Annotated in this window: 16 protein-coding genes; 6 read left to right on the forward strand and 10 right to left on the reverse strand. The window is 54.8% G+C overall.

What is annotated here, in order from left to right:
• Together KTH_RS16570 and KTH_RS16575 are read left to right on the forward strand one after the other, a co-directional pair.
• The gene (locus KTH_RS16570; RefSeq protein ID WP_170142274.1) at positions 1 to 1011 is read left to right on the forward strand and encodes a phosphotransferase family protein; all 1011 of its coding nucleotides are present in this window, start codon (positions 1 to 3) and stop codon (positions 1009 to 1011) included.
• A complete protein-coding gene (locus KTH_RS16575) occupies positions 995 to 1579 on the forward strand; it encodes a GNAT family N-acetyltransferase (RefSeq protein WP_111318062.1) in 585 nt (194 codons plus the stop codon). Before KTH_RS16570 ends, KTH_RS16575 begins: the two co-directional genes overlap by 17 nt.
• Positions 1580 to 1618: 39 nt before the next feature.
• Here the strand turns inward: KTH_RS16575 and glyA are convergent, their stop codons facing one another.
• The gene (gene glyA / locus KTH_RS16580; protein ID WP_111318065.1) at positions 1619 to 2914 is read right to left on the reverse strand and encodes a serine hydroxymethyltransferase; all 1296 of its coding nucleotides are present in this window, start codon (positions 2912 to 2914) and stop codon (positions 1619 to 1621) included.
• 253 nt (positions 2915 to 3167) lie between these two features.
• On the opposite strand from glyA, the gene fusA reads away from it, so the two are divergent.
• Positions 3168 to 5285, forward strand: coding sequence for an elongation factor G (gene fusA, locus KTH_RS16585; protein WP_497620048.1), 2118 nt, complete (start codon positions 3168 to 3170; stop codon positions 5283 to 5285).
• A gap of 70 nt (positions 5286 to 5355) precedes the next feature.
• On the opposite strand, the gene KTH_RS16590 is transcribed toward fusA, so the two are convergent.
• The 8 genes from KTH_RS16590 to KTH_RS16625 all read right to left on the reverse strand — a co-directional run bounded on the left by KTH_RS16590 (position 5356) and on the right by KTH_RS16625 (position 13072).
• The gene (locus tag KTH_RS16590; RefSeq protein WP_174843900.1) at positions 5356 to 6573 is read right to left on the reverse strand and encodes an MFS transporter; all 1218 of its coding nucleotides are present in this window, start codon (positions 6571 to 6573) and stop codon (positions 5356 to 5358) included.
• Positions 6574 to 6797: 224 nt separating this feature from the next.
• Positions 6798 to 7451 carry an LON peptidase substrate-binding domain-containing protein gene (locus KTH_RS16595; protein WP_111318071.1) on the reverse strand — a complete coding sequence of 218 codons (654 nt, stop codon included), beginning with the start codon at positions 7449 to 7451 and terminating at the stop codon, positions 6798 to 6800.
• Between the two features lie 190 nt (positions 7452 to 7641).
• Positions 7642 to 8445, reverse strand: a complete 804-nt coding sequence (locus KTH_RS16600; RefSeq protein ID WP_111318074.1) for an ABC transporter permease — start codon at positions 8443 to 8445, stop codon at positions 7642 to 7644.
• A complete protein-coding gene (locus KTH_RS16605; RefSeq protein ID WP_497620051.1) occupies positions 8429 to 9268 on the reverse strand; it encodes an ABC transporter ATP-binding protein in 840 nt (279 codons plus the stop codon). The genes KTH_RS16600 and KTH_RS16605 overlap by 17 nt, the downstream gene beginning before the upstream one ends.
• 24 nt (positions 9269 to 9292) lie before the next feature.
• Entirely contained in the window at positions 9293 to 10324 is a 1032-nt protein-coding gene (locus KTH_RS16610; protein WP_111318079.1) for an ABC transporter substrate-binding protein, read from the reverse strand.
• A 47-nt stretch (positions 10325 to 10371) separates the two neighbouring features.
• Complete coding sequence (gene sat / locus KTH_RS16615) at positions 10372 to 11538, reverse strand: sulfate adenylyltransferase (protein ID WP_111318083.1); 1167 nt, start codon at positions 11536 to 11538, stop codon at positions 10372 to 10374.
• 17 nt (positions 11539 to 11555) lie between these two features.
• Complete coding sequence (gene cysC / locus KTH_RS16620) at positions 11556 to 12125, reverse strand: adenylyl-sulfate kinase (protein WP_111318086.1); 570 nt, start codon at positions 12123 to 12125, stop codon at positions 11556 to 11558.
• Between the two features lie 473 nt (positions 12126 to 12598).
• Positions 12599 to 13072 (reverse strand): GatB/YqeY domain-containing protein, encoded by a 474-nt coding sequence (locus KTH_RS16625; RefSeq protein WP_111318089.1) that lies wholly within the window; start codon positions 13070 to 13072, stop codon positions 12599 to 12601.
• 407 nt (positions 13073 to 13479) lie between these two features.
• Between KTH_RS16625 and KTH_RS16630 the strand changes: the two genes are divergently transcribed.
• Positions 13480 to 13890, forward strand: coding sequence for a DUF4383 domain-containing protein (locus KTH_RS16630; RefSeq protein WP_111318092.1), 411 nt, complete (start codon positions 13480 to 13482; stop codon positions 13888 to 13890).
• Positions 13891 to 13971: 81 nt separating this feature from the next.
• Here the strand turns inward: KTH_RS16630 and KTH_RS16635 are convergent, their stop codons facing one another.
• The gene (locus KTH_RS16635; protein WP_111318095.1) at positions 13972 to 14763 is read right to left on the reverse strand and encodes a carbon-nitrogen hydrolase family protein; all 792 of its coding nucleotides are present in this window, start codon (positions 14761 to 14763) and stop codon (positions 13972 to 13974) included.
• Positions 14764 to 14857: 94 nt separating this feature from the next.
• Between KTH_RS16635 and KTH_RS16640 the strand changes: the two genes are divergently transcribed.
• Together KTH_RS16640 and KTH_RS16645 are read left to right on the forward strand one after the other, a co-directional pair.
• Positions 14858 to 15559, forward strand: coding sequence for a nucleotidyltransferase domain-containing protein (locus tag KTH_RS16640; protein ID WP_111318098.1), 702 nt, complete (start codon positions 14858 to 14860; stop codon positions 15557 to 15559).
• Positions 15560 to 15757: 198 nt separating this feature from the next.
• Positions 15758 to 17089, forward strand: a complete 1332-nt coding sequence (locus KTH_RS16645; protein WP_497620056.1) for an NHL domain-containing thioredoxin family protein — start codon at positions 15758 to 15760, stop codon at positions 17087 to 17089.
• Positions 17090 to 17144 lie beyond the last annotated feature (55 nt).

A 17144-nucleotide genomic window follows, 5' to 3' on the forward strand; every position in this document is an offset into this window, starting at 1 on the left:
GTGGAAGAAACCTGGGGAAGACTGCACGCCTTTGTCCGGCTTGAACCCGAGACGCTTCAGGAGCTGTTGCAACCAGTCTTCCCCGGGAAGCGCCCTGCCAGCATCGAGCTGCTGACAGAGGGACATTGCAATACAAACTATAAGATCACCTTCCCAGACTCCACAGAGGCCGTTGTCCTGCGGATCTATATGCGCGATCAGGGAGCCTGCCGGAAGAATCTCAACCTCTTCCGCCTGCTCTATCCGCATGTTCCGATACCGGAGGTGCTCTATGCGGACCCCGACATGCAGCGCTTTGACAAACCCTACGCAGTGCTGCGCTGGATTGAAGGTCCACTGTTGAGCAAGATACAGAAGCACGGCACCGAGGCAGAGCTTGCGATCTGTGCCTATGCCGTCGGCCAAACGCTGGCCCAAATCGGAAGCTATCGCTTTCCAGAGGCGGGTATTCTTGGCCCCGAGCTGACGGTGATAGAGCCATTCCAGCGGCCTGACACCTTTCTCACACTACTTGAGGAGATCTGGACGGATAGTCCGGCTGTAGAGCGCCTCGGCTCAAGAGAAACCACGTGGCTGCTGAACTTTGTGCAACGCAATAGTTATCTGCTTGTGTCTGGCTCCGACGCTATCCCACGGCTGACGCACGGAGACTACAAGGGAATCAACATCCTGGTACGGCCACAGAACGGAAGCTGGCAGACAGCCGCCGTGCTGGACTGGGAATTCGCCTTCGCGGATACACCACTCTTCGATATTGGCAACATGCTCCGCTACGCGCATCGGCTGCCGCATAGCTTTGAGCAAGCCTTTATTCGCGGCTATCGTGAATATGGGGGCTTTCTTCCGCCAGCCTGGCGTATCATCGCGAAACTGCTGGATCTGCTCAGCCTGTCGCAATTTTTACAGCGGCCCACCGCCAGCGCCGGCATGATCGCCGAGGTCAGAGAGTTGATCCTGCATACACTGCACACATTCGATAGAAAAGAAGAGATGTATGGTACAGATTCGTGATCTCTCCCTCCAGGATGAGGCCGCTGTGGAAGCGGTGGCGCGTATCCTGATCGCCGGTTTCGCAGCCTCGTCTCCTACGTCCTGGCCCGATCGAGACAGCGCCCTGGAAGAGATTCGTGAAAACACCGGGGATGGCTTTATCAGCCGCATCGCCATCGATGAGCAGAACAGCGTGCTTGGCTGGATCGCCGGAAGCAGCGCCTATCACGGCAGAGTCTGGGAGCTGCACCCGCTGGTCGTTGATCCTGTCTGCCAGGGGCGCGGTGTCGGGGCGGCGCTGGTCCGTGACTTTGAGGAGCAGGTGCGCCAGCGCGGCGGCCTGACCATCACCCTGGGCAGCGATGACGAGACCGGAAGAACTTCGCTAGCCGGAATCAACCTCTTTCCGAATATCTGGGAGCATGTGGCGCGCATCAAAAACCTGAAGCGCCATCCCTATGAGTTCTACCAGAAGCTCGGCTATCGCATTATCGGCGTTATTCCCGATGCCAACGGCCCCGGCAAACCAGATATTTTGCTCGGGAAATCGCTCTACTGGCCGGAGCAGGAATACAATAAAAAAGGGTAACGAGCAGAGCACCCGTTACCCTCGCTTCCCTTCAACATGCTAGACATATTTCATGTCAAGGAAGCGGCTTCGCAGCCTGTGGACCTCTTCTTTCACATCCTTCCCGCGAATGGCATCATGCATTAACTGCGCCAGTTCGCCCATCGCCTTCTCATCCATGCCGAAGCGGGTCATCTCTGACGTGCCGATACGCAAGCCAGAGGGGTTCCGAGGATCGCTATCGCCGGGCAACATGTTGTAGTTCAGAATAATATCGTTCTCCTCAAGGCGTTTGGCAACCTCGACGCCGCCACCCCACTCGGCGACATTGACCGCGATGATATGGCTCTGTGTGTACCCGAACTCACGTGCTTCGACTGGCGTTCCCAGTTCGTCCAGCGCACGTCCGAGAGCCTGCGCATTGCGAATAATCTGCTGTGCATACTCGCGACCATACTGCTTCATCTCGCGAGTGGCGACAACCAACCCGGCCAACGAGTGCAGATGGTGGTTACTGGAAGAGCCGGGGAACACCCCGCGATCAGCCACCGCCCAGTACTTCTTCTCGGCCTCGGGACTCTCAAGATTGCTCAGAATCACGCCACGCTGCGGGCCGGGGAAGGTCTTATGTGTGCTGCCCGTCATCCAGGTCGCGCCCTCACGCAGCGGATCTTGAAACTGGCCGCCCGCGATCAGGCCAAGCACATGGGCCGCATCATACAACACAGGGATCTTCTTTGTTTGACAGAACGCCGCCACCTCAGAGAGCGGCTCGGGGAAGAGGAACAGGCTTTTCCCCATAATCACCAGTTGCGGAGAGACCGTATCGATCAATTCGATCGCTTTCTGCGCGTCCACGTGATAGCGATCCTCGGTCAGGGGCAAATAATGAAGGTGGACGGACTTCTCCGAACCAAGCTTGAGAAGCTGCCCGCGGTTCTGAATACGACGTCCGATCACCCCGACCGGTCCGTGACTGATATGGCCGCCTGCATCCGTTGAGTTCGCGACAACAGCATCACCACCACGCAAATAGCCAAGCGCGATCGCCGTATTGGCCGCGTTTCCACTAATCGGGCGCACATCTGCCTGTTTCGCGCCGAAAAGCTCGCATATTTCACGGGTCACCATTGACTCGATCTCATCAATATACTTTGTGCCCTGGTAGTAACGAAGCACTTTCCCGGGCTCATTGGGGTGGCCTTCCGCATAGCGTCCCATAAAATCGGAGTTCTGCACACGACGTACAGCGGGGCTCTGTGCGTTCTCACTGGCAATCAGGTTGATGGTCTGCTTCTGCCGCCACTCCTCCTGACGCGCCAGAATGGCTTCAAGGTCATGTATATCTACGGTCATGTATTCAACTCTCCCGTACGCTAAAAAAAGAACTGGTAGAAGGTCCGATTCAAGTATAGCAGGGAAAGGACAGTGAAACAATAGACAGTACGATGCCCCCTGACAAGCACTGAGGCATAGGATACCCTGTTGAATAAACTGCACATAGCTGATATACTAATCCTACTACACAGGATATGTATAGCAGAAAACGTTCCTGTACCAGCTAACAAACCGGCCGAAGAACAATGTCACGCGTTGCAAAAGGTGGTCTATGGTCAGACCCCGATGCGGCCTGACAGACCGCCTCTTGCTAGAAAGACAGGAGGATTTCGGGCTTATGAAGGTATATAGTGCGGAACAAATTCGCAACGTAGCGTTAATTTCCCACGTTGGAGCCGGAAAAACGTCGGTTATCGATGCAGCGCTGTATGATAGCGGTGCGGTGACTCGTCAGGGCAAAGTCGATGACGGCACCTCGATTCCCGACCACGACCCCGAGGAACTCAAGCGCCGGATGTCCTTAAACACGAAGGTGATCCCCGTCGAATGGCATGACCACAAACTCAACTTCATTGACACCCCCGGTTATATGGACTTTGTCGGCGAAGTCAAAGCAGGCTTGCGCGTCGCAGATGCAGCCCTGGTTGTTGTGACTGCGGAAAAAGGGGTAGAAGTTGGTACCGAACTGGCATGGCAATATGCGAACGAACGCAAGCTCCCCCGCATGGTCCTTGTGAATAAGCTCGATCGTGAGAATACATCGTTTGAACGCGCCCTTGAATCGCTTCGAGCCCAATTCGGACATTCAGTGGTTCCGCTGCAAATCCCGCTCGGCGAACAATCCAGCTTCCACGGTGTGGTGGATCTGATTTGCAGGAAAGCCTACACCTTTGAAGGCGGCAACGCCGTGCAAGAGGTATCCATCCCCGCCGATTTGCAGGATACCATCAATACCTATCGTGAGCAGCTCATTGAATCGGCTGTCGAGAACGATGACACCTTGATGGAAAAGTTCCTCGAAGGCGAAGAACTCTCCGATGATGAATTGCTCTCGCTCGTTCGACAGGGAACCCACGCGGGCCAACTGATCCCCGTACTTTGCGGCTCAGCGACAAAAAATATCGGCATTCAGACGCTGCTTGATGCCCTTATCGATTATCTTCCAAGCGCGGCAGAGGCCGTTCCAGAGGATGCAAAACGCTTCGGGGACGAGATGTCGGCGCTTGTCTTCAAGACATCAGTGCAGCAGGTTGGCACAATTACAACCTTCCGTGTGTATACCGGCAGCCTCAAGCCCGATACGCTCTTCTACAATATTCAGACCCAAACGCCCGAGCGTATTGGACAGATGACCGTTCCGCGTGGCAGATTACAGGCAGAGCCCACAAACGAGATCCCGGCTGGCGATTTTGGTGCAGTAACCAAACTAACCAACACCCATACAGGCGATACCCTGACCAGCAATAAAGCGGTTACAACCCCGCTGGGCCCGATCGACTTCCCGCAGCCCTGCTTCACACTTCGCGTGACACCAAAGAGTCAAAGCGATCTGGATAAGATGGGACAGGCTCTTTCTCGTATCGTTGAGGAGGATCGCACACTCCGCGTGGCCCGCGACCCGGAGACGGCAGAGACTCTGATCTCCGGTATGGGCGAGACGCACCTTCAGATCGCGGTCGAGAACATCAAGCGCAAGTTCGGCGTTGACCTGCAAACCGCAGAGCCACATATCCATTACCGTGAGACGATCCGCAAGAAGGCAAAAGCCAACGGTCGCCATAAGCGCCAGACAGGCGGTCACGGCCAGTTCGGTGATGTCTGGCTGGAGATTGAGCCACTTCCACGCGATAGCGAACAGACCTTCATCTTTGAAGATCGCATCGTGGGCGGTGTTGTGCCGAACCAGTTTATCCCGGGCGTTGAGAAAGGCGTGCGCGAATCGCTCAAGCGCGGCTTTGTGGCAGGCTATCCGATGGTCTATGTCAAGGTCGCGCTCTATGACGGCAAGTATCACCCGGTTGACTCCTCGATTCAGGCCTTTGAGGTCGCAGCCTCACTCGCCATGCAAGAGGCGGTCCCCCACGCGAACCCCGTGATCCTTGAGCCGATCATGGATGTGTCCATTGTGGTTCCTGAAAACAATATGGGCGACGTCATGAGCGACATCAACACCAAGCGCGGGCGCGTGATGGGCATGGAGCCACTGGAAAACGGGATGCAGAAGATTACCGCTCAAGTGCCACAGGCCGAGATGCTGCGCTATGCGACCGACCTGCGCTCGATCACTCAGGGCCGAGGCTCCTTCACGATGGAGTTCGCCCATTATGAAGAGGTGCCAGGCAACGTTCAGCAAGCCCTGGTCGCAGAACATCAGAAGGCTGCCAGCTAGACATCTGAAACCTCCCAGAAAAGAATGCGTCCTCCCCGTTGGGGAGGGCGCATTTCTTGTTTTCGCTGAATTACATCTTGCGGCGCAGGCTGTTGACTCCGTAGAGCAGCAACGCCAGCACCAACAGAATACAGGCAATCAGGCAGACACCATTCCACTTCGCAAAGCTCCACCCAAACGCTCCAAGCGCTGAACCAATCGAGCCACCGACAAAATAGAACACCATATAGACCGTGTTCAATCGATTGCGCGCAGCCGGGTTCAAACTGTAGATTCGCGCCTGATTCGAGACCTGATTCGCCTGTGAGCCCAGATCCAGCAGGATCACGCCAATAATCAGCCCCCAGAGGAACTGGCCGGTCAGCCAGAAGATCACAAACGAGACCAGCACAATACCAAGCGCAAAGCCAACCGTCAGGCGCGGATTATGTCTATCCGCAATCCGGCCCACAAGCGAGGCAGCAAGCGCTCCAACAACGCCAACCAGCCCGAAAGTTCCTGCAACATCGCTGCCATAGTGGTATGGCGGCGTCTCCAGGAAGAACGAGAGTGTTGCCCAGAACGCACTAAACGCACCAAACACCAGCGCACCGATACAGCTTGCCTCGCGCAACACCGGCTCGGTGCGAAACAGGCCCCAGAGCGATTTAAGCAGTTGCGGGTAGCTCATATTCGCCTGCGGGTACTCTTCGGGTAGCAGGAAATGCAGCGCTACCGCCAGCAAGATCATCATGGCTGCCGCGATCCAATAGACGACTCGCCAGCCGAGCTGTGCACTTATAAAACCGCTGAACGTTCGCGCAAGCAGAATACCAATCAGCAGCCCGGTCATCACCACACCAATCACGCGCCCGCGCTCCTGAGGATGCGCCATTCCCGCCGCCATCGGGATAATCAATTGTGGCACAATCGTGGTTGCACCAACGGCAAAGCTTGCAAGAGACAAGATCAGAAGCGATGGAGAGATCGCAACGGCGACCAACGCCAGCGCAACCAGCACCAGCATCAGACAGATCAGCAAACGCCGTCGATAACGATCCCCAAGCGGGATAATAAAGAGCAAGCCAGCGGCGTAACCAAACTGTGTCAAGGTCGCCACAAAGCCGATTTGCCCTGCTGTTACCGAGAATGTTCGCCCCATATCAGGCAAAACCGGTTGAATATAGTACAGGTTCGCGACCGAAACGGCACAGGCAAAAGCCAGCAACCACGCGAGCTTGCGCGGCATCCGTGTTTCTTTTGCCTGTGCGGTCTCAGCCGCCGCTGTCGGGGCTATCACATCAGACATGGAACTATCGACCTCCTTCGATCTATCCCGAATACAACGCCGAAAAGAAAAGAGGAAAAAAGACAAAAAAGAATCAGAACGGCGAGCGCCGCCTGATTTTCAGTAGACCCCACTACATTTTTGCACCATCTGGCTCCACACTGAGGCAAAGATGATGCAAGCAAACGATGTGATACACGTTATATCACCCGACCTCGACAGACGTCAACCGGAAAAAACGTCAGCTAATTCAACATGCAACGTTCCTCTGATATTTCTTTCGAGAGTATTTGCCGCATAAAGGGAACCTCACGCCGCAAGATTTCAATCTCCTCTTGCAGTCGCTGGCGGGTGGATGTCAGCTCCAGCAGGTGTTGCTTGACCTCATTCTGAATCTCAAGGAAGTACGCAATAAAGTATGAAAGATCCTCGGGCAATTCAGGGAGCGCAACGGTGTTCCCTTCTTCGTTCATGCACTCAAGGACCATATTCAGATAGCGAAGAAAGAGCGAGTTCGCTTGCGTCATAGGTGGATACAGCATCTCATCCGGCTCTGCGTCGTCATATAACAGCTCAACAACACCTGATAGGTAGGGGGTTGTCCGATGCAACTCGACGATCCGAAAACGCTGTGTGCCAACCGCCATCAGCGTATAGCGATCATCGGGCAGTCGTTCCAGATTATGAATCACAGCCATCGTGCCTACCGAAAACGGTTCCTCCTCCAGATAGACACTTTCCGGCTTCGCCAGTACCACCCCGAACGGCATATGATCCCGCTGACAATCCGTAATCAGCGAGCGATAACGCGCTTCAAAGATATGCAGCGGCAAAGCCGTTCCGGGGAAAAGGACGACATCGAGCGGGAACAGCGGTATCTCAATATCCGACATCGACATCAGGTCAGCGCTCCTCTCAAGCAAGCCTTATCTCATTCGCCACATGCATCAATCACCGCATCACGAACAGACCCGCGAGTTTGTCGTATTGCTCTATTGACGCGAAACGATTCAAAATCCACAGACATTATACCATGTTGTAGAGAGTCGTCTTGCTTGAGCCCCTGCGCCCTCCGCCTGAGCCATGTGCTTAGCGCTGTAACCCCCATCGTTCTCGCAATCGCCGTTCCAGCGTCGCAAACAGCAGCGAATCGATAATCACACCAATAGCGATAATCACCAGCATCACTGCCAACACCTTCGCGGCATCATTCAGGTCGCGACCCGCCTGAAGCTGGTTTCCCAGACTCAGCGAGGCGAAAAGCAGTTCACCGGCCATCAACGAGCGCCACGCGAAGCCCCATCCCTGCTTAAAACCATTCAAAATCGCGGGCATAGCAGCAGGCAGAATCACCTGAGTCGCCAGTGCGATTCCCCGAGCTCCAAGCGTTCGAGCGGCGTTCAGGTAGATGGGCGGCGTGTTCTTGATGCCGTTCACCACACCAAGCGTGATCGAGAAGAGCGCACCCATCACGACCACAAAGATGATAGCCTGCTCGCTCAAACCAAACCAGAGCACAGCCAGCGGCAACCAACACACGCTTGGCAGCGCCTGTAACCCCATAACCAGCGTCCCGAGAGTCTCTTCAGCGACACGTACCCGCCCGATCAAGATGCCAAGCAGCACCCCGATCACCATTGAGATCGCGTAGCCAATAAGCATGCGTTGCAGGCTCACCAGACTTGCCAGCACAAACAGCCCCGACTGAAGACCGAGAATCAGTGCATTTAACACTTCCAACGGCCCGGGTAGGGCATATTCCGGCCAGATGTGCAGCGACACAATGCCCTGCCAGAACAACACTACAGCAATATAGAAGACAATCCGTCGCACCCATGTGCCGACCGACAGACGCCGCTCCGCCGGTGCCGCTACCTTAATCGCTTTCGCCATGCTTCACCTCACCCATTGCCTCTTTCAGGACCGCCAGAATCTCGCTGGCCTGTTCCATCAATTGATAGTTCTCAAGGGAGCGCGGACGCGGCAATGTAATGCGGAACTCGCGCACAATACGCCCCGGACGCGGCGCGAAGACCAGCACCCGATCACCCAGAGCAACAGCTTCCCGCACGTTATGGGTCACGAAGAGGATCGTCTTGCGCGTCGATGACCAGATCTCTTCCAGTTCGGCCTGCAAGCGGTCGCGCGTCAGTGCATCCAGCGCGCCAAAGGGCTCATCCATGAGCAGGATCGCCGGGTTGAGCGCCAGAGCCCGCGCAATCGCGACACGCTGCCTCATGCCGCCCGAGAGCTGATGCACATAGCTCTTCTCAAATCCATGCAAATGCACCAACTCAAGGAAATGTCGGGCCTGCTCGGTGCGCTCTTTCGGCGGAACCCCTGCCTGACGCAAGCCAAACTCAACGTTACGCAATACGTCGAGCCAGGGGAACAGGGCCGCATCCTGAAACAACAGGACCCGGTCCGTACCCGGGCCCTGAATCAACTTGCCATTTGCCCGGACCTGCCCGCTACTCGGGGGCTCTAACCCCGCGATAATACTGAGAAGTGTCGATTTACCGCATCCGCTCGGGCCAAGCAGACAGACAAATTCGCCGGGCTTCACATCCAGATCAACCGGCAAAAGCGCCTGAACAGCTCCCGCTCTTCCATGATAGAGCTTTGATACCCCTTCCACCTGCAATGAGATGCCGCCCGCAGGCTCATGCTTCGATTCGATATCATGTTTCTCTTTGACCAGTTGTCGCTGAAACATCGCCCATTTCTCTCCTGTGCGCTTTTACGCTGCTATCTCTTCCAACCCCTTTGAACGCAGTACGGTGTTTAACTCCTGAAGCTGAAAGATCCCCTCAAGCTTTGGCTTCTCCTGCCCGAGAAAGCCCAGCGTATACGCCCGCTCCGCAGACTGCACGATCGTCTGCGCCAGTGGATCATAGGTTACATCAAGGCGTGCATAGGCAGGATCAAGGATCTGCGCCGGGAATGGCTTTCCGGTAACACGCTTGATCTCCTCATTGACAAGCCGTTTCGCCAGGGAAGGATCTTTCTGTATCGCGAGCACGGTTTCAACATGCGCCTGTAAAAATTGCCGGACCAGGTCGGGATGCTTCGTCAGGAACTGCTTGCGTACAACAACAATGGTGGTCGCGAACTTGCCGCCCGGCCAGAGCTGACGTTCATCCACAAGAATACGCCCTTTCCCCTCAACGATCAGGCGACTGGCCCAGGGTTCAGGAACCCACGCGCCATCAAGTTCCCCTCGCTTGAACAACGACAGGATATTCGGGTTCTCGGTCGGGACAACCTGCACATTTCCACCTTTATCGGTGGTTTGCAGACCATTCTGTTGCAGGTAATAGCGTAGCGCCACGTCCTGCGTACCGCCAACCTGAGGAGAGGCAATCTTTTTATTCGCCAGATCTTTCGCCGTCTGAATATGCGCATCTGGACGAACAACCAGCAACGCCCCACCGCTGGAAGCTCCGGCAATAATTGCCAGCGCATCGCCATGACTCTTGATATACCCGTTAACCGCGGGATTCGGTCCCACATAGCCAATATCAATATCACCCGCAAATAAGGCCTCAATCAAAGATGGACCAGCATTAAACGCTGTCGTCTTCAGTTTCAGCTTCTCCCCGATAGCCTTTTGATACGAGCCCTGAGCGATTCCCACGATCGCAACCGCATGCGTGAGGTTCGGGAAATAGCCCAGGCGCACTTCAGAGGGATTGTCACCGCTGGCCGCGGTTTGCCCTCCACAGCCAGCGATAACAACCAACATCAAGGGAAGAAAGGAGCTGAGAAACATGAATCTTTTCTGTCTTTTGTACACAGCTCTACCTCTTCTCTCACCGGTCAGGCGACATATTCGCGCATTGCTTCAATCAGAATGCGAGCCACTTCAGGACGTGAGAATTCACGTGGAGGCATCTGCCCATCACGCAACAGCTGGCGAACCTTCGTTCCACTCAAGATCACATGCTGTTCCGCCGAATGCGGGCAAGTCTTCGCCGAGGCCATCCCCTCGCAGGCCCGGCAATAGAAGGTATGGTCAAAGAAGAGAGGCGTTATACCAAGCGCATTCGCGTCAAACTCGCTAAAAATACGCTGTGCATCATAGGTTCCGTAGTAGTTGCCGACGCCCGCATGATCGCGCCCCACGATAAAGTGCGAGCAGCCATAATTCTTGCGCAGCAGCGCGTGGAAGATCGCCTCACGAGGTCCAGCATAACGCATTGCAGCGGGCAGCACCCCCAGAATCACCCGATCAGCGGGGTAATAGTGTTCCAGCAGGACCTCATAGCAGCGCATTCTCACCGTTGCCGGGATATCGTCGCTCTTGGTCTCGCCGACCAGTGGATGCAGGAAGAGCCCATCAACCGTCTCTAAGGCGCATTTCTGGATATACTCATGTGCTCGATGCACCGGATTACGTGTCTGAAAGCCAACCACGCGCCGCCAGCCTCGTTCTGCGAAAAGCTGCCGACTCTGTTCAGGGGTAAAGCGATAGTGGGAAAACTGCTGTTGTTGCAGCGCCACGACCTTTACCGGTCCACCAAGCAGCACATCACCCTGCTGATAGAGCGCCCGAACGCCTGGGTGCGCTTCCTCATCGGTGCGATAGACCTTCAAGGCCTCGTGCTTTTTGTTGTACGGATACTTCTCGTGCAGGGTCAGGACCGCCTGAAGCGTTCCAGCCGCATCGACCAGCGCGACCTCACTCCCCTCATGCAAGGCCGTTGCCTCTTCTACAGACACCGACAGTGTGATTGGAATCGACCAGGGAAGCCCGTTGGGTAAATGGAGCTCATTGACGACGCTCAGATACTCGTCACGAGTCAGAAAGCCGGTCAGCGGACTATAGGCCCCATTGGCCAGCAATTCCAGATCGGCAAGCTGTCGTGCACCGACGACAAGCCGAGGTAACGATGCAGCCCGTTCCAGCAAGGCGGCTCGCTCATCCTCTGCAGCCAGATTGCGAACCAGGGTTCCCCCATGTGGAGCAATCAAGTGTTCTGCCATATTCCCCTTTCCCCTCTCTATGCAGATTGTGCAGCGACCCCGGCGGCCACCTCTTCTGGCACAAGATACCCGAGCTCAACCAGGCGAGCAAAGATACGCGCAACACTTTCTTCCAGCGTCTCTTTATCTGTCTCAACGATCAATTCGGGATTTTCGGGAGGCTCATAGGGATCATCGACTCCGGTGAAGTGGCGAATCTTGCCCTCATCCACCAGCTTATAGAGCCCCTTGACATCACGTTCCCGGCAGACATCGAGCGGGCACTTCACATATACCTCCACAAACTCGCCAATCTGCTCACGGGCCCACGCTCGGGCCTCGCGATAGGGAGAAATAGCAGCCGAAATCGCGATCACTCCATTGCGCGAGAGCAAGTCACACACAAAGGCAATGCGTTTGATATTGGTATCGCGATCCTCACGGCTGAAGCCCAGGCCCTTACTCAAATGGGTGCGCACCACATCGCCATCAAGGATCTCAACCTTGCGCTCCAACGTACGAAGGCGCCTGGCAACCGCTTCCGCCAGCGTGCTTTTTCCGGCACCCGAGAGCCCTGTAAACCAGAGAGTAAAACCTTTCTGAGACATCTGCTTCACAACTCCTTTGACCTTTGGTATCGGTACCTACACCGATAGCTTCTCCCCATATACTGTAATCAGCAGGATCGATCATCAGTATCTATTTACGTGCTTGCAAGAACAGCCGTTGTTCCGCCTCGGTCAGCACCCCATTGTTGACTTAGTTTATCAACTTACACAACTTTCTGACCTAATGAGAATATACAGTACGCCTGAGGATATTGTCAACCTTTTTTCTGCCTTCGTGGTAAACTCCTGCAAATGCACACCGCTGATGCAGCCAATATACCCGAAAGAACGGAGCCGAAAGAGAAGGGGCATGATTCGAGGAACGAATGAAGAGCAAGCTGCTGAGGGATATTACCGTCAGAGGAGCAAAAGACCAGAAGCAAGCGTGTTTAGACGAGGAAGAGAACGGCTAGAAAGGGCCGCGCCTGCCTGAAACGCCAGCCCTTCCCGGATTTGTGCCTTTTGAAACGGTTTTAAGCGGTCAGTTCACGCACGATGCGGTTCACGCGAGCGCCATCAGCTTTCCCCTTCAGTTCCTTCGCGGCAAGGGGCATCACCTTACGGAACTCTTTTCCATGCTCGGCGATCAGGCGGTTCACTACCTCACGAACCTCGTCATCACTCAACTGAGCGGCGCTGATATAGTGTTCCAGAATCTCCATCTCGCGCTGCTCCTTCTCCACCAGATCAGTGCGTCCACCTTGCTGATAGAGAGGAATTGCCTGCTTGCGTTTCTTGACTTCCTGTTCCAGCACGCGATAGCAGTCGGCCTCGGTCATCGGTTGACCATACTCGGGATTTTTGCGGTCAGTACGTGCAACTTCAAGGTTATGAATGGCGCTGATTGCCATCCGGATCGTATCGAGCCTGACCTGATCGCGAGCCCGCTGAGCATCTTGCATGTCCTTTCGCAATTGCTGTTCTATCGGAAATTCTTGCCGAGCCATAACAAAAACATCTCCTAACCTTTAAAACTAGTGCTTTGTGCGCCTCACCAGTATACTATGTCCGTCAAAAAAAATCAGCAGGAAACAGGCGGTTTTTTCGGGAGGCAGCATACGCAAGCAGAAGCTACCGAACCGAATATAGTATCACGCGAACACGTTCGACTTTTCCAGAAAAAGACCCAACAGCGAAGCACAGCATTACTGGAATGCTTCTCATATATGTGTCACTTTTCCTATAAGAGACACGTATCTATAGTTAAGAATAGAGAAATCCAATGAAAAGCAAGCAACAAATCAAGGAGGTGTGTCGTCGCTCAATAAAACCCGGTCCTGTCCAGGGAAGACCCTCTATTGATCCAGGTACGCACTGTATTCCACTTGTTTCACCGTAGAAAGGGAGAGCGTATATGATCTGGACGGCAAACCGAATTCTTTCCCTGATCCTGGGCATTGTGTTCACGATCATTGGTATAGTCGGTTTCTTCTTTTCATCAACGATGCGTGTGGCAAATATGGGTGGGTTCGATGTCGATGTTGTACACAACATTGTTCACCTCGTTACAGGAATAATCGCCCTCATTGCCACATTCATGCCCTGGTCAAGACTCTTTAACCAGATCTTTGGCGTTGTTTACACGCTACTGGGCCTGGCAGGGCTTGTGTACCCGGCATTCTACTTTGACCATAGACTGCTCGGGATCATGCATGTCAACGCTGTAGATCATGTACTCCACCTCGTTGCAGGTATCATCGCTCTGGCAGTGGGCTTCTTCGTTACCGGCACCGAGATCAGGCGTACACCAACCCCTACATCTTAATCTGTAAAGACAACAACTCTACACTCAGAGAGCAAACAGGCAGGAGAGGAATCGCGCACCGCTCCTGCCTTCCTTTTTGCTTTAGAGTGCCTGCCCTTTGTAGGAGAGCGAGACCACATCGGTGCGGCACTGACCGAGGTACCAGCGAGCATTCTGTGACAGATCCAACGTTGCCCGAAGCGTCTCTGGCTGCTCCTTTGTTCGCGCCTCCTGAAGCACTGCCCCACTGGGAGCAACAATCATTGTCGGGCAATGCTGGTGCGGATGTGCCACATTGGAGCTCACCACAAAACGTTGATTCTCAGCGGCCCGACTGATGAGATGCGCGCGCCAGACCCCATCAACCTCCTGCGGGTTTGCGGCATTGGTCAGATAGAGAAAAAGGTCAGCACCGCGATGCGCGAGATATTGCCACTGCTCGGGGAAACGCAGTTCGCGACAGAGCTGAAACGCCACACGGACCTCTCCCCCTGCGAAGCACATTGTGAACAGCGGGAGTTCGTCCCCTGCCTGAAAGATCGGACGCTCTGCATATGCCAGGTTGACCTTGCGATAGATAGCCCGTTCTCCCCGAGGCGAGAAATACAGTGCAGCATTGTACCAGCAGTCCCCTTCAGGCAGACAGGAACCGGCCACCAGGTGCACGCCACGCCGCTGTGCAGCCTGCGTCAGGGTCTCGAAGGCAGCAGGCAGGGCTTCCCGCTCAAGGTGCAGCATCGGCTCCAGTGCATCGATATAGCCAGAGATCGCCCCCTCATGAAAAACAAGCAGTTCATCGGGTGTAGCTTCTTCCACAACCGAAAGCATTGATTGAAGGTTCTGCGCAATAACAAAAGAATTTGGGAATTGACATAAATGAATATTTATATACATAAGACCTCATTTCTTCTTTTTTCTCTGTCGCCAATATGATACGATACCATTCCAAATCTTCTTCATCTGCTTCTATAGGGGAGTTTACACAACGATGCAATCACTCTACCAGCGGCTTCTTGAGCGCCTACAGCAGGAATTTGGCGACGATCTGGAAGGTGTCCTGCTTACCGGCTCCCGGATCCATAGTACACCCGGCCCGAACAGCGATCTCGATGTGCATGTTGTCATCCGACAGCCACGCCGCAAACGCCACAACTTCTTGCTTGATGGGCACGAAATAGAGATGTTTATTAATCCAGCGAACCAGTTGCAACGTGAGATTCATAATGGCAGTCCTGTCAATCCACATATGTTCGCATTCGGGCACATTCTCTATGATCCACAGGGTGTGCTTGCAGAACTCCAGGAGGAAGCACGGCAGGTCTGGGAAGCAGGGCCACCAGAGCTACAGCATCTCTGGTCTATTCGCTACGCAGTTGCCGATACCCTGCGTGATATCGAGGATGTGGCGGATGATGAGGCTACCGCCACGCTTCTGATCAGTTCTCTCTGCCAGTGGCTGATACAGGTTCATTTTCAGCTCCAGCATCGCTGGTGGGATAAACCGAAGCGGCTGTTACAGGAGCTTGCCCGATGGGATGAGACCGCAGCCCGAGAGGCCAGAACCGCCCTCACAAGTGGTCCCCTCCTGGAGCGCGTAGCGGCCCTGCGCCGACTTGCAGAGTATATCCTGAAGCCGGTTGGCGGGCCTATGCCACTGGAATGGGAAATTGACTGGTCAGACGTGTCATAATAGAAACATCCGTTGTTGTTAGCAGCCTGGATGAAAGAGAGGTGACTTTTGGGACGTTACCGAGGAGAAGTGAGAGCACCAGAGTTCCCTGCTGGTCTGGATTGGATCAACAGCGACCATCCTTTGCGTTTGCAGGAACTTCGTGGGCATATCGTTATTCTTCACTTCTGGACATTTTGTTGAATCAACTGTGTACATATGCTTTCGCAGTTGCGAGAGCTCGAAACCGCCTTCCCAGATACGCTGACGGTTATCAGCATTCACTCCCCCAAATTTCCACGGGAGCAATTCACTGAAAGCGTACGCGAAGCCGTGCTACGCTATGGGATCACCCATCCCGTTGTCAACGACCGCCAGATGAACCTCTGGCAACAGTACGCAGTGCGGGCATGGCCCACGCTGATGTTTCTGGACCCTGAGAACCGGGTTATCGGCAAGCACGAGGGCGAGATTGCGCCAGAACAGGGCAAACAACTGATACAGCGCATGATCGACGATTTCGATGCCGAAGGCTTACTGACCCATCAGCCGTTGCGTTTTGCCCGCGAAACAGCACCGGAATCGTTTCTTGCCTTCCCGGGCAAAGTGGCCGTTGATGGACAACGCATCGTTATCAGTGATACCGCACATCACCGGCTGATCGAGGCTGATCTAAACGGTACTGTTCGCCAGATTATCGGGACAGGCAAAGAGGGCAGAGCCGACGGGCCGGCAGAGCAGGCAGAATTCAACCGTCCACAAGGGGTGACCCTCACAGGCAACACACTCTACGTCGCCGATACCGAAAACCACCTGATTCGGCGGGTAAACCTGGAAACACAACGGGTTGAAACCATTGCCGGAACAGGACAGCAATACGGCATCGCCAGAACGGCAACCTCGGGAGAGCCGCTACAGGTCGCGCTCAGCTCGCCCTGGGATCTTGCCTACCAGAATGAGCGGCTCTATATCGCTATGGCCGGCGTCCATGCGCTTTACATGGTGCATCTACAATACAACGAGATTCGCATTTTCGCCGGAGCTGGACCGGAAGGCCTGCGCGATGGCAGTTATGACGAGGCCTGGTTCGCGCAACCCTACGGGCTCTCGATCGAGAACAACATCCTCTATGTCGCGGATAGCGAAACCAGCGCCGTGCGTGCAGTCGAGCTCGATGGCAAGCGCCGCGTCACCACGCTGGTCGGGACGGGGCTGTTTGATTTCGGCGACGTCGATGGTACAGGTGATAACGCACAATTACAGCATGTGCAGGCTGTCTGTGCCTCTCAAGGCCGCGTCTATCTGGCCGATACCTATAATAATAAGATAAAAGTGCTTGATCCGCTCACCCGTGAGGTCAAAACGCTGGCCGGAGATGGTCAGGCCGGGTACCGCGATGGCAGCTTTGATGAGGCCCAGTTCAACGAGCCCGCAGGACTGGCCGCATATGGGCAAAAGCTCTATGTCGCCGATACCAACAACCATGCTATTCGGGTACTCGATCTGGAAGCTCGAACCGTCGAGACCCTGAAGCTTCTCCGACCGGCATAAACAGGCAGGGATGGGCAGCGCCCCATCTCTGCAACCCCATCAACAAAAGGATCGT

Source organism: Thermosporothrix sp. COM3, from assembly GCF_059696735.1.